A 13403-nucleotide genomic window follows, 5' to 3' on the forward strand; every position below is an offset into this window, starting at 1 on the left:
ACCCCCGCCACCGCCCACCCGGAGCGGTTGTTGCCGTGCCCGGTCCGCTGTGCAATTGTGGCTCCGTGGATCAAGGGGGTGGCACGACTCCCGTCTTCTCCGCCCAGGCGGAGATCGACGGCGGCCACCTCCGCGTCCTGATCACCGGCGAGGTGGACATGGCGACCGCCGACGTCATGTTCCAGACCGCGCTGCGGGAGTCGGCCGAGCGGGTGACGCTCGATCTCCGGGCAGTCACCTTCTTCGACTCGGCGGCGATCCACGCCGTGGTCCGGCTGGCCCAGCATCTTCCCGGCACGCTCACCGTGCTGCCGTCGCGGCAGGTCCACCGGGTGCTGGACATCTCCGGCCTGGGCGATCAGGCCTGGCTCCGCCCGGCCTGAGCCCTCCCGCCCTGGGCCCCCGCCGCACCGCCGGTCGCGCGCCGGAGCACCGCCGGTCGGCGCGCTCAGTCCGCCAGTCGCCGCCGCAGCGTCACCTCGGTCCCCTCGGCGGTACGGTTCACCGACAGCTCCCCGAGCGCCTCGATCAGCGACAGCCCCCGCCCCCGGAAGCCCGATCCGGTCGACTCCCGCCACCGGCCGCTGTCGCGCACCGTGGCGACCACCGTGCGGTCGGAGACGGTCACCTCCACGCTGATCGTCGGCTCGGCCGGCTCGACCGGGTGCTCGATGGCGTTGGCGGCGGCCTCGGAGACGGCGACCGTCAGGTCGAACAGGTCCGTCTCGCTGACCTTGTGCGCGACGAGGAAGTCCTCCAGCCGTTTGCGCAGCACGCTGAGCCGGGTGGGATCGGCCGGCAGCCGCAGCGCGAACCGGTTGAGTTCCGCCGCCTCCAGGGCGAGCACCGCGACGTCGTCGCGCAACGGTCGCCCGGCGACCCGCTCCACCACGGCGTCGATCAGGTCGGTCACGTGCTCGCCGGGGGTGGCCGCGTCCTGCCGCAGCGTGGCCAGCGCGGCGTCGATGCCCAGCTGCCGGTCCTCGATCAGCCCGTCGGTGTAGAGCAGCAGCCGGCTCCCGGCGGCCAGCTCCCCCTCGACCGTCCGGTAGGCCGTGTCGGGGATCGCGCCGACCGGCGGCCCGAGCGCCCGGTCGTGCAGGAACGCCACGTCGTCTCCTCGGATCAGCAGGGGGGACGGGTGACCGGCGCTGGCGTACCGCATCCGGCCAGTGCGGGGGCTGAACCACAGGCAGAACACCGTCGCGAAGGAACGCCCCTCGTTGGTGCCGACGAGCCGGTTGAGCCGGGTCAGCGACTCGCCGGGATCGAAGCCCTCCAGGACGTACGCCCGCAGCGCGTTGCGGAGCTGGCCCATCGCGGCGGCCGCCCGTACGCCCTTGCCGACGACGTCGCCGATCGCCAGCACCAGCTCGTCGTCGCCGAGCGCGACGACGTCGTACCAGTCCCCGCCGACCTCCACGTCGGCGCTGCCCGGCAGGTAGCGGCTGGCCACCAGGGCGCCCGGCAGCTGCGGCAGCGACCGGGGCAGCAGGCTGTGCTGGAGCGTGGTGGCGATGCGGTGCTCGGCCTCGTAGAGCTGGGCGTTCTCCAGCCGCACCCCGACCAGCCGGGCGAGCTGGGTGAGCGCGGCCTCGTCGGTGTGGGTCCCGTCACCGTCCGGGCGCCAGACCCGCAGCTCGCCGAGCCGTTCGCCGGTGGTGCCGGTCAGCGGCAGCACGAAGGACGGCTCGATCGAGGCCAGCCCGCCGCCGTCGGCCTCGAAGCGCATCCCGGTGGCCGAGACCACCACCCGGGCGGCCTCGGCGAGGCTCAGGGCGTGCCGCGCGGCGACCTGGAGCACGTCGGCCGTGGAGCGGGCGGTGTTGACCGCGACCGCCGCGTCGGCCAGGGCCCGCAGCCCACGGATGATCTGCCCGCGGAGCTGGCCCAGCTCGACGTTGGCCCGTACCCGGGCGGTCAGCTCCTGACCGGAGAAGGGCTTCGTGAGGTAGTCGTCGGCGCCGACCGCGAGCCCGGCGACCTCCTCGGCGGAGCCGGCCCGGGCGGAGAGCAGCACGATCGGCACGTGCCGGGTACGCGGATCCGCGCGCAACGCGGCGACCAGCCCGAACCCGTCGAGCCGGGGCATCATCACGTCGGTCAGCACCAGGTCGAACGAGCCGTCGACGGCGTGCCGCAGCGCCTCCACGCCATCGGTGACCGCGACCACCTCCCAGGACGGGGCGAGCAGCCGGGTGACGTGCTCGCGCAGGTCGGCGTTGTCGTCGGCGACCAGGATCCGGCCGGCGGCGCCGCTCCCCCGCGTCGAGCCGGCGCCGTCGGCCGGCCCGACGGCGCCGGTCCAGAGCGCCGTCTCCGCGACGTAGAGGTCGGCCTGCGCCAGCTCGACCTGCCCCGGGGGGCCGGCGTCGACGACCCGCTCGGCCGGCAGGTGCCCGGCGCCGAACGGGACGGTCACCGTGAACGTGCTGCCCTCGTCGACGCCGCTGCGCACGGCCACCTCGCCGCCGTGCATCTCGACCAGCTCGCGGACCAGCGCCAGGCCGATCCCGGTGCCCTCGTGGCTGCGCGAACGCACCCCGGGCACCCGGTGGAAGCGCTCGAAGATCTGCGGCAGCTCCTCCGGCACGATGCCGACGCCGGTGTCGGTGACCTCCAGCCGGGCGGCCCCGTCGACCGCGCGGATCCGCACCCGGATCTCGCCGTCGAAGGTGAACTTCACCGCGTTCGAGACCAGGTTGAGGACGACCTTCTCCCACATGTCCCGGTCCACGAAGACCGGCGCCGGCAGCGGCGGGCAGTCCACGACCAGGCGCAGCCCGGTCCGCTGGGTGGCCGACCGGAACGTGCTGGCCAGCCGGGCGGTGTAGTCGGCGAGGTCGGTGGGCTGGTAGCGGGCGGACAGCCGCCCGGACTCCAGCCGGGAGAAGTCGAGCACCGTGTTGACCAGCTTGAGCAGCCGCAGCGCGTTGCGGTGCATGGTGGCGAGGCGGTCGGTGTACGTCTCGGGCAGCGCCGGGTCGGCCAGCAGGTCCTCCAGCGGGCCGAGCACCAGGGTCAGCGGGGTGCGGAATTCGTGGCTGACGTTGGCGAAGAAGTTGGTCTTGGCCCGGTCCAGGGCGGCCAGCTCGGCGGCGCGGGTGCGTTCCTGCTCGTACGCCTGCTGCCGCCCCACGGCCCGGGAGATCTGCGCGGCGACCAGGTCGAAGAAGTCCCGGTACTCGTCGGTGAGCGGCAGCCGGCGGGCGACGCCGACGACCACCGTGCCCACGGTCTCGTTCCCGGCGGTGACCGGCAGCACCAGCGCCTCGCCGGTCGCGTCGGCCGGCGCCTCGGTGAGCAGGTCCGTCACGGCGACGCTGGCGGCGGTGCCGGCGGCCGTGACCTCGGCGAGCCGCGCCGGCAAGGGCGTGGCGACCGCCCGGGGGCCGACGCCGCCGCACCCGGTCAGGGCCAGCTCGCCGGCCTCGTCGAGCAGGTACACCAGCGAGAACGGCACGTCCGACCGGTGCCGGTCGAGCACCGCCGCAGCGGTGCGACCCAGCTCGGGCCTGCTGTCCACCTCGGCCAGTTCGGTGCCCAGCTCGGCCAGCAGCCGCAGCCGACGCTCCCCGACCACCCGGCCGGTGGTCTCGTTGACGATGCAGAAGACACCGTCGACGGCGCCGTCGGCGCCCAGGATCGGGTCGTAGGAGACGTCGAAGTAGGTCTCCTCCAGAAAACCGCGCCGGTCGAGCGGGAAGGGGTGGTCCTGCGCGCGGTACGACCGGCTGTCCCGCCGGACGCCCTCCAGCAGCGGCCCGAGCACGCTCCAGGTCTCCGCCCAGTGCTCACGGGCCGGCTGGCCCAGCACGTCCGGGTGCTTGCCACCGATGGTGGGGCGGTAGGCGTCGTTGTAGAAGGCGAGCTCGTCCTCGCCCCAGAACATGACGATCTGCGAGCTGGAGGCGAGCATCAGGCCGATCGCCGAGCAGAGCGTCGCCGGCCAGCGGTCGGGGGTGCCGAGCGGATGGGCGGACCAGTCGAGGCGGCCCATCAGCTCGCCCATCTCACCGCCGCCGGCGAAGGCGGCGGCCAGCATCGGGGGGAACTCGACGCTCTGCCCTCCCTCGGACGGGCAACCCTCGTCCATGCCCCCCTGGGCCGAGCTCATAGTTCCTCCCGCTCCGGCCATCACCGCCTCGGCCCGGTGATCCGACCGGCCGTGCCCCGCTTGGTACCCCGACGGACGAGCAACGTAACGCATACCGCCCGCCGTGCGCTGTTCATGTCCGCCACACCCGGCCGCCGCTCTCCGGCAGCGGCGTCGCGGGCGGGATCCACACGGGACTGCCGGTCACCCGAATCTGGACCAGCGCGGCATTTCAGTCCCGTGGACGGGACGATGCGGAGCCGGTCAGGCGCCACCCGGCGGGCGACTGTGATCTGCGACACCTCCCACGCCCGCCGGAACGGTGGAGGGAGCGGTGTCAGCGACGCGCCAGAGCGGCCCGGCCTTCCCGGGCGGCCCCGACCAGTGCGGCGATCGGTCGCGGGTCGGGCTCGTTCTCCGGGTGCCACTGCACGCCGAGCAGGAAGGGCCGGTGCGGATCCTCGACCGCCTCGACCACCCCGTCGTCGGACCAGCCCGTCGCCGTCAGCCGGCCCGGGTCGGCCACCGCCTGGTGGTGGTAGGAGTTGACCCGCCCCACCCCGGCCATCACCGTCGCGGCCAGGCTGCCCGGGGCGAACCGCACGCCGTGCCCGCCGTAGACGCCGGGGGCGGGGCGGTGCAGGTCGTGTCCCACCAGGTCCGGCAGGTGCTGGTGCAGCGACCCGCCGGCCGCCACGGCGAGCAGCTGCATCCCCCGGCAGACCCCGAGCACCGGCAGGTCCGTTTCGAGGGCGGCGGTGAGCAGGGCCAACTCGCCCGCGTCGCGCTCTGGGCGGCTCTCGGTGCGGGGCGCCGGAAGCTGGCCGTACCGGGCCGGGTCGACGTCCGCGCCGCCGGCCAGGACCAGGCCGCCGAGCACCCGCAGCACGTCCGCGTCACGGTCGTCCGGGGGCAGCACCACCGCCCGACCCCCGGCCGCGGTGACCGCCCGGACGTACGCCTCGGGCACCAGCACCGCCGGCACGTCCCGCCACACCCCCCAGCCGACCGGCTCGACGTACGCGGTGATCCCGATCAGTGGCCGGCTCACAGCGGGGTGACGTACGCGCCGGTGATGCCGCCGTCCACGACGAACTGCGCGGCGGTCATGAAGGACGAGTCGTCGCTGGCCAGGAACGCCACTGCCGCGGCGATCTCCTCCGGCTTCCCGAACCGCCCCATCGGCACGTGCACCAGCCGGCGGGCGGCCCGCTCCGGGTCGGCGGCGAAGAGTTCCAGCAGCAGCGGGGTGGCGACCGGGCCGGGGCAGAGCGCGTTGACCCGGATGCCCTCCCGGGCGAACTGCACGCCCAGCTCCCGCGTCATCGCCAGCACCCCGCCCTTGCTCGCCGTGTACGCGATCTGCGAGGTGGCCGCTCCCATCAGGGCCACGAACGACGCGGTGTTGATGATCGAACCCCGGCCCTGCCGGCGCATGTGCGGGATGACGTGCTTGCAGCAGAGGTAGACGCTCGTGGTGTTGACCCGCAGCACGCGTTCCCAGGCGTCCAGCCCGGTGGTCAGGATGGAGTCGTCCTCCGGCGGGGAGATGCCGGCGTTGTTGAACGCCACGTCGATGCGCCCGTGCCGCTCGGCCACCCCGTCGAACAGGTCCCGTACGGCCGACTCGTCGGCGACGTCCGTGGCGACGAACTCGCCGCCGACCTCCTCGGCGGCCCGCCCGCCCGCCTCCGGGTCGACGTCCACGCAGACCACCCGGGCCCCCTCGGCGGCGAACCGCCGCACGGTGGCCAGCCCGATCCCGCTGCCCGCTCCGGTGACCACGGCCACCCGGCCCTCAAGACGACCCCGCACCTGATCACTCCTCCGTCGCGATGAACACGTTCTTGACGTCCGTGAAGGCGTGCAGCGCGTCGGGGCCCAGCTCGCGGCCCAGCCCGGAGCGCTTCATCCCGCCGAAGGGCGTCCAGTACCGCACCGAGGAGTGCGAGTTGACGCTGAGGTTGCCCGCCTCCACCGCCCGCGCCACCCGCACCGCCCGGCCCACGTCCCGGGTCCAGACCGAGCCGGACAGGCCGTATTCGGTGTCGTTGGCCAGCCGGAACGCGTCGGCCTCGTCGTCGAACGGCAGCACCGAGACGACCGGGCCGAAGATCTCCTCGCGCCAGTGCCGGTCCGCGGGCGAGTCGGCGAGCAGCACCGTCGGGGCGTACCAGAAGCCGGGGCCGTCGGGGCGGGAGCCGGCGAAGGCCACGTTCGCCCCGTCGACGTACCCGGCCACCCGGTCCCGCTGGGCCGCGGAGATCAGCGGCCCCATCTCGGCGGTCTCCCGGGCCGGGTCCTCCACCCGCAGCGCGCGCACCCCCGGTTCGAGCAACTTCAGGAAGCGGTCGTACGCCGGCCGCTGGACCAGGATCCGCGACCGGGCGCAGCAGTCCTGACCGGCGTTGTCGAAGACGGCGTACGGGGCGGTGGCCGCCGCCCGCTCCAGGTCGGCGTCGGCGAAGACGAGGTTGGCGCTCTTGCCGCCCAGCTCCAGGGTCAGCCGCTTCACCTGCGCGGCGCAGCCGGCCATGATCCGGGTGCCCACCTCGGTGGAGCCGGTGAAGCAGACCTTGCGGACGGCGGGGTGGGTGACGAACCGCTCCCCCACCACCGACCCGGCGCCCGGCAGCACGGTGAACACGTCGTCGGGCACCCCCGCCTCGCGCGCCAGCTCGGCCAGGCGCAGGGCGGTCAGCGGGGTCAGCTCGGCGGGCTTGAGCACCACGGTGTTGCCGGCGGCGAGCGCCGGCGCGAACCCCCAGGCGGCGATGGGCATGGGGAAGTTCCACGGCACGATCACCCCGACCACGCCGAGCGGCTCGTGGAACGTCACGTCGAGGCCGCCCGGCACGGGAATCTGCCGCCCGGTCAGCCGCTCCGGCGCGCCCGCGTAGTAGTCGAGGACGTCGCGGACGTTGCCTGCCTCCCACCGCGCGTTGCCGATGGTGTGCCCGGAGTTGCGCACCTCCAGCCGCGCCAGCTCCTCCAGGTGCGCGTCGACCACCGCGGCGAACCGCCGCAGCACCCGCGCCCGCTCCCCCGGCGCCACCCCCCGCCAGCGCCGGAAGGCCGCGTCCGCCCGCGCTATCGCCGCATCGACCTCCCCGATCGACGTGGCGGGCACGAACCCCACGACCTCCCCGGTAGCCGGATCCACCACCTCACTCAAGCCCACCCCTCCCCTCTCCCTGCCGCTGTCTGCGGCGTCTGCGACGTCTGCGGCGTCGATGATGCAGTTGTGGTGCCTCACGAAAGCCACGGACCGCCACCAAACGGCCACCACAACTCCTTGATCGACGGAACGGGGGGTGGGGGGTCAGAGGCGTTCGAAGCCACGGGTCAGTTCCCAGTCCGTCACGGCGGCGTCGAAGGCCGTCAGCTCGATCCGTGCCTGGTTGGCGTAGTGGGCCGTCACCTCGTCGCCGAACGCCTCGGCGGCCACCGTCGAGCCCTCCCAGAGGGCCAGGGCGTCGCGGAGCGTGCCGGGAACCCGGTCGGCGGCCGGATCGTCGTACGCGTTGCCGGTGCACTCCTCGCCCAGTTCCAGCTCCCGCTCGATGCCGTGCACCGCGCCCGCGACGAGTGCCGCGATCGCCAGGTACGGGTTCACGTCCGCCCCGGGCACCCGGTTCTCCACCCGCATGCCCTGCCCGTGCCCGACCAGCCGCAGCGCGCAGGTGCGGTTGTCCGTGCCCCAGCGCAGCGCGGTGGGGGCGAACGACCCGGGCTGGTAGCGCTTGTACGAGTTGATGTTCGGAGCGAACAGGAGGCTGAACTCGCGCATCGTGGCCAGCAGTCCGGCCAGCACCCGCTGCCCGGTCGTCGACAGGTGCGCCGGCCCGTCGCCGAGCATCGCCGAGCGGCCGTCGGCGTCGCGCAGCGAGAAGTGGATGTGGCAGGAGTTGCCCTCCCGCGCGTTCGGCTTGGCCATGAAGGTGATCGACATACCCTCCTGGGCGGCGATCTCCTTCGCCCCGTTCTTGTAGATCACGTGGTGGTCGGCGCAGGCCACCGCCTCGTCGTAGCGGAAGGCGATCTCGTGCTGGCCGAGGTTGCACTCCCCCTTCGCGCTCTCCGGGGTGAGCCCCGCGCCGGCCATCTCCCGCCGGATGCGGCGCAGCAGCGGCTCCACCCGGGCGGTGCCGAGCAGGGAGTAGTCCACGTTGTACTGGTTGGCCGGGGTCAGGTCCCGGTAGCCGCGCCGCCAGGCGTCCTCGTACGAGTCGCGGAACAGCACGAACTCCAACTCGGTGCCGGCGTACGCGGTCAGCCCGTGCGCCGCCAGCCGGTCGAGTTGCCGGCGCAGGATCTGCCGGGGCGAGGCGACCACCGGGGACCCGTCCAGCCAGGCCAGGTCGGCCAGGAGCAGCGCGCTGCCCGGCTGCCAGGGCACCCGGCGCAGCGTGTCGAGGTCCGGCACCATGGCGAAGTCGCCGTAGCCGCGTTCCCAGCTCGACATCGCGTACCCGTCGACCGTGTTCATGTCGACGTCCACGGCCAGCAGGTAGTTGCAGCCCTCGCTGCCGTGTGCGGCCACCTCGTCGAGGAAGTAGGGCGCGTGGAACCGCTTGCCCTGCAACCGGCCCTGCATGTCGACCAGGGCCAGCACCACGGTGTCGATCTCGCCCTCGGCGACGGCGACCCGCAACTGTTCCAACGTGAGCGGAGCTTTCCTCATCGGCGGGCCTCCATCACCAAGGTCTACTGGCTAACCGGTTGACCGTCAATGCCCTGCCCGGCATCCCGGCAACCGCCCCCGGGGCGGCGGGTGTTGCCGGCGGCCCGTGTCGAGCTGCCACGTCCATGAGACCGGCGCCCACCGTGCGAGCCGGGCTGGACCGGACCGAGGCGGAGACCGCACACCGGGCCGATCCGGACCGAGCCCGACCGCGCAGACCCAAGCCGGCCGGATCGAGCCGGACCGGACCAGACCAGGCCGAACAAGACCGGACCGGACCGGACCGGACCGGATCAGGCCGGACCGGGCGAAGCCGGCCCGGACTGCGCCGGGCGGCACGCACGCCGGGGACCGCGCACTGGGCCGGGCCGAGCGCCCCGCCCGACGGGGCAGCTCGACAGGCGGTCGCGCGGTGCACAGCTCCGCTACCGGCCCGTCCGGCGCTCCCGGCGGGCGACCAGGCGACCCGGCGGGCGGTCGGGCGGGCAAATTGCGTTGCCGTGCCGGGCGCGTGCGCCGCATGCTTGAGCCCGTGACCAGGCCCGATCGCGACGGGCCACCGCCGGGCGCTCGGACCGCCCGGCACGCGGCGGCGCGGGGCACGTCACCTCTCTCTCACCGTACGGCGCTGCGCCGTACCCGACGCACGCCCCACGCCGCCGCCTCCCACCGCACCGACCCGCACAACCGCGCCCGCACTGCCCCGGCCCCGCACTGCCCCGGCCCCGCACTGCCCCGCAGCGCACCGGCCCGGCTCGCACCGTCTCAGGTGAGCAGCAGGCCGGCGACCCAGAGCGCGGCGACGAGCAGACCGGCGAGGAACTCGACCAGCATGGACAGGCCGGCCGCCGCGACCGCCTGCTTCGTCGCCGGCCAGGCCAGCCGGGAGTCGCCCAGCCGCAGCCGCTCCGCCGCCCACACCCCGCCGACGAAGCCGAGCACCAGCCCGATCACCGGGATCACGAAGAAGCCGACCAACCCCAGCAGGCCACCGGCGAGCAGCGACGAGGTGGGCACCCCGGTGCGTTTCAGGTTCCGCCCCGGCCAGGCGTACTTGACGACGGTGCCGCCGGCGGCGACGACGGTCGCGGCGGCGAGCACCGCCCAGCGGCCGGGCCCGGCGCCGCCGAAGATCGCCCAGACCAGCACCCCGCCCCAGCACAGCGGCAGCGCCGGCAGGCCGGGCACCACCACCCCGGCGAGCCCGGCGAGGATCGCCAACCCGGCGAGTACGGCGACCGCCGCCTCGCTGTCCGTCAGGCTCATGCCGTCGCTCCCCGCTCGTCGCCGCGCAGCCGGGCGGTGATCTCCGCCGCCGGGGCGGGCGGCCCGAAGAACCGCCCCTGCCCGGTGTCGCAGCGCAGCGCGCGCAGCCGCTCGGCCTGCACCCCGGTCTCCACCGCCTCGGCGGTGACCCACAGCTCCAGCGCGTGCGCCAGCCGGACCAGCGCGTCCACGATCCGTTCGTCCCGGTGGTCGGGCGCCGCCTCGGCATCCTCACCCCGGATGCCCTCGACGAACGGCCCGGCCAACTTCAGGCAGTGGATCGGCAACCGGCGCAGGTACGCCAGATTGGAGTAACCGGTGCCGAAGTCGTCGATCGCCATCCGTACGCCGAGGGCGGCCAGCCGGTGCAGCGACCGCAGCGGCTCCCCGGCGGTGCCCATCACCGCGCTCTCGGTCAGCTCCAGTTGCAGCAGGTCCGCCGGCAGCCCGGTGGAGGCCAGCGCGTCGGCGACGGTGTCCACGATCCCCGGGTCGTCGGCCTGCCGGGCGGCCAGGTTGACGCTGACCACCAGCTGGGCCCGGGGGAACTCGCGTCGCCACGCCTCGGCGTCCCGGCAGGCCTGGCGCAGCACCCACTCACCGAGCCGGACGATCAGGCCGGTCTCCTCGGCGAGCCCGATGAACCGGTCCGGCCCGATCAGTCCCAGCTCCGGGTGCTGCCACCGGACCAGCGCCTCCACGGCCAGCATCGAGCCCTCCAGCAGGGACACGATCGGCTGGTAGTGCACGACGAACTCGCCCCGGTCCAGCGCCGCCGGCAGCCCGGCGGCCAGGGCGGAACGGGCGATGTCCCGGGCGCCGCGCTCCGGGTCGTAGACCGCCCACCGGCCCCGACCCTCAGCCTTCGCCCAGTAGAGCGTGGTGTCCGCGGCCTTCATCAGCTCCGAGGCGCTCGTCCCGCCGACCGGGCACTCGACGATGCCGACGCTCGCCGACACCGCGAGCTGCTGCTCGCCGATGCGGACCGGGGCGGAGACCGCCGCCAGGGCCTCCTCGGCGACGCGTACGGCGTCGTCGATGCCGGCGCCGTCGTCGACCAGGATGACGAACTCGTCCCCACCCATCCGGGCGACGAGGTGGCCGCGGCCCGCGACGCAGTCGGCCAGCCGCTTGGCGATCACCACGAGCAGCCGGTCGCCGAGGTCGTGGCCGAGGCTGTCGTTGACCGCCTTGAAGCCGTCCAGGTCGAGGAAGCAGACCCCGACCCGCCGGGCCGCGTCGGCGACCTCGAAGACCCGGCCCAGCGTCTCGAAGAACAGGGTCCGGTTGGGCAGGCCGGTGAGCGGGTCGTGCAGCGCCTGGAAGCGCAGCCGCTGCTGGAGTTCGTGCCGCTCGGTGATGTCCTCGATCATCGCGACGGTGAACCGTGGCCGGCCGTCGTCGTGGCGGATCAGCGAGACGGACAGGTCCGTCCAGACCACGCTGCCGTCCTTGCGGTAGTAGCGCTTCTCCACCCGGGCCCTGTCCTGCTTGCCCTCCGTCAACTCCTGGTAGAGCTCCCACATCCCGGCTGCGTCGTCGGGGTGGAACAGCGCGGCCACGTTGGTCTGCCGCAGCTCCTCGATGGAGTAGCCGAGCATGTCCGCGAACGCCTGGTTGACGTCGATGATCTGGCCGTCGACACCGGCGATGCCGATGCCCGTGGCCGCTCCCACGAAGACCGCCCGGAACCGGGCCTCGCTGTCCCGCAGGGCCTGCTCCACGTCGTCGCGGGCCTGCCAGGCCGAGCGGGCGATCCGCTCCTGCTGGGCGAAGGTACGGTCGCGCAGGGCGCGGGCGAAGCCGGCGGCGAGCCCGCCCTGCAACGCCGCGACCCGTTGCGCCGTCTCGTCCCGGTGCGCCCGGCCCGGCACCACCCGGGCGGGGAACCGGTCGCCGAGGGCCCGCACCGACCAGTCGAGCACCCGGGGCTCGGTCAGGTGCTCCTCGACCAGCGCGCGCCCCACCTCCTCGGCCGGCAGGGCCGAGAAGGGCTCGGCGAGCAGGGCCTGGGCCAGCCGGACGGTGTGCAGGTGCAGCAGGCGCTCGGTCTCGGCCGCGCTGCGCGGCACGAAACCGAGCCGGCGCACCGCCCGGGCCCACTCGGCCGCGTACCGCTGGGCGCCCGACCGGCTGAGGTCGTCGCCGCCGGGCTCCGGGACGGCGGCCATCGGCTCAGGCGGTGGGCTGGTCGTACCGGGCGACGCCGCCGAAGGCGCCGAACCGCTCCGGGTGCTCGTCGACGTCGGAGGGCGAGTCGGGGCGCCACCGCGGCATGTGCACCACACCCGGCTCCAGGAGCGTCCAGTCGCCGAAGAAGCTCGTCACCTCGGCCCGGGAGCGCAGCGTGATCTCGGTGTCGGTACGCGCCGAGAGTCGCTGCGCGTCGAGCATCTCCTGCGGCTGGTCCTCGAACGTGGAGTGCGAGACGACCAGGTGGCTGCCCGGGGCCGCGGCGGCCCGGAGGGTGGCCAGGATGTCACCGGGGCGGTCGGCGTCTCCGACGAAGTGCACCACCCCGGCGAGCAGAATCCCGAGCGGCCGGTTGAAGTCGAGCAGTCCGAGGTCACGGGCCGCGGCCAGGATCCGCTCCGGCTCGCGCAGGTCGCCGTGGATCACCCCGGTCAGTTCGTCGCCGGCGAGCAGCTCCCGGCTGTGCGCCACCGCGACCGGGTCGATGTCGACGTAGACGACCCGGGCCTTCGGGTTGGCCGTCTGGGCGACCTCGTGCACGTTGCCCACGGTGGGGATGCCGGAGCCGATGTCGAGGAACTGGTCGATGCCGGCGTCGAGCAGCGTGCGTACGGCGCGACGCAGGAACTCCCGGCCGGCGCGCATGGTCGCCGCCAGGTTAGGGGTCATGCCGGCGATCTGCTCGGCCAACTGCCGGTCGATCTCGAAGTTGTGCGCCCCGCCGAGGAAGTAGTCGTAGACCCGGGCCGCGCTCGGCCGGGAGAGGTCGATCTCGGCGGGAAGTCCGTCCGGCATCTGCACTGCTGCACCTCATGGTCGTCGCCGCGGTGCGGGAGGGAACCGCTGCCGGGGTGCGTGGGGCACGCGAGGCACCGGCCGACCCGCGGGTCGTGTGGTGCTCACCACTCTAGGCCGGGAACGCCCGGGTCCGGGAGGTCCCATGACCCACTTCGTCGGCCCGTCGGATGTCCGTCACGGACCAGACACCGCACCCGGAACCGGCCCCGTCACGGTCCGACCACGCACGGGGACCGGGCGGGCCGGCGAACGGACCTCCCGCGCGCCCGGTCCCGCTGGTCGGCTACACGCCTGGGCCCCGTGTCCTGCCGCGTGGCGGAGAAGGCCGGCTACGGCCGGAGCGGGACCGACTGGCTCCGCCGTGGC

The 13403-nt window shown here is 74.2% G+C and carries 9 protein-coding genes; 1 reads left to right on the forward strand and 8 read right to left on the reverse strand.

The genetic code is table 11. The features are described 5' to 3' along the window. Nucleotides 1–65 precede the first annotated feature (65 nt). Nucleotides 66–383: an STAS domain-containing protein gene (locus DER29_RS03845; RefSeq protein WP_233599632.1), complete on the forward strand. Its 318-nt coding sequence runs from the start codon at nucleotides 66–68 to the stop codon at nucleotides 381–383. 65 nt (nucleotides 384–448) lie between these two features. Here the strand turns inward: DER29_RS03845 and DER29_RS03850 are convergent, their stop codons facing one another. From DER29_RS03850 to DER29_RS03885, 8 genes are all read right to left on the reverse strand, one after another. Next, nucleotides 449–4117 (reverse strand): SpoIIE family protein phosphatase, encoded by a 3669-nt coding sequence (locus tag DER29_RS03850; RefSeq protein ID WP_121396058.1) that lies wholly within the window; start codon nucleotides 4115–4117, stop codon nucleotides 449–451. Nucleotides 4118–4433: 316 nt separating this feature from the next. After that, nucleotides 4434–5147 carry a gamma-glutamyl-gamma-aminobutyrate hydrolase family protein gene (locus DER29_RS03855; protein ID WP_121396059.1) on the reverse strand — a complete coding sequence of 238 codons (714 nt, stop codon included), beginning with the start codon at nucleotides 5145–5147 and terminating at the stop codon, nucleotides 4434–4436. Then, nucleotides 5144–5911 carry a 3-oxoacyl-ACP reductase gene (locus DER29_RS03860; protein ID WP_121396060.1) on the reverse strand — a complete coding sequence of 256 codons (768 nt, stop codon included), beginning with the start codon at nucleotides 5909–5911 and terminating at the stop codon, nucleotides 5144–5146. The genes DER29_RS03855 and DER29_RS03860 overlap by 4 nt, the downstream gene beginning before the upstream one ends. Before the next feature lie 4 nt (nucleotides 5912–5915). Then, nucleotides 5916–7271 carry an aldehyde dehydrogenase family protein gene (locus DER29_RS03865; protein ID WP_121398989.1) on the reverse strand — a complete coding sequence of 452 codons (1356 nt, stop codon included), beginning with the start codon at nucleotides 7269–7271 and terminating at the stop codon, nucleotides 5916–5918. 147 nt (nucleotides 7272–7418) lie between these two features. After that, nucleotides 7419–8780 carry a glutamine synthetase family protein gene (locus DER29_RS03870; RefSeq protein ID WP_121396061.1) on the reverse strand — a complete coding sequence of 454 codons (1362 nt, stop codon included), beginning with the start codon at nucleotides 8778–8780 and terminating at the stop codon, nucleotides 7419–7421. A gap of 765 nt (nucleotides 8781–9545) precedes the next feature. Then, on the reverse strand, nucleotides 9546–10046 hold the full coding sequence (locus tag DER29_RS03875) for a DUF456 domain-containing protein (RefSeq protein ID WP_121396062.1): 501 nt from the start codon (nucleotides 10044–10046) through the stop codon (nucleotides 9546–9548). Then, the gene (locus DER29_RS03880) at nucleotides 10043–12217 is read right to left on the reverse strand and encodes a bifunctional diguanylate cyclase/phosphodiesterase (protein ID WP_121396063.1); all 2175 of its coding nucleotides are present in this window, start codon (nucleotides 12215–12217) and stop codon (nucleotides 10043–10045) included. The genes DER29_RS03875 and DER29_RS03880 overlap by 4 nt, the downstream gene beginning before the upstream one ends. 4 nt (nucleotides 12218–12221) lie before the next feature. Then, nucleotides 12222–13040 carry an SAM-dependent methyltransferase gene (locus tag DER29_RS03885; protein WP_121396064.1) on the reverse strand — a complete coding sequence of 273 codons (819 nt, stop codon included), beginning with the start codon at nucleotides 13038–13040 and terminating at the stop codon, nucleotides 12222–12224. Nucleotides 13041–13403: the final 363 nt, after the last annotated feature.

Origin of the sequence: Micromonospora sp. M71_S20 (assembly GCF_003664255.1) — a bacterium.
In the GTDB taxonomy this organism is placed as follows: Bacteria; Actinomycetota; Actinomycetes; order Mycobacteriales; family Micromonosporaceae; genus Micromonospora.

Excerpts from the sequence above, each read along its gene's own strand:
- DER29_RS03850 (WP_121396058.1), bottom strand. The coding sequence starts at position 4,117 with ATGAGCTCGGCCCAGGGGGGCATGGACGAGGGTTGCCCGTCCGAGGGA.
- DER29_RS03870 (WP_121396061.1), bottom strand. The coding sequence starts at position 8,780 with ATGAGGAAAGCTCCGCTCACGTTGGAACAGTTGCGGGTCGCCGTCGCC.
- DER29_RS03875 (WP_121396062.1), bottom strand. The coding sequence starts at position 10,046 with ATGAGCCTGACGGACAGCGAGGCGGCGGTCGCCGTACTCGCCGGGTTG.
- DER29_RS03880 (WP_121396063.1), bottom strand. The coding sequence starts at position 12,217 with ATGGCCGCCGTCCCGGAGCCCGGCGGCGACGACCTCAGCCGGTCGGGC.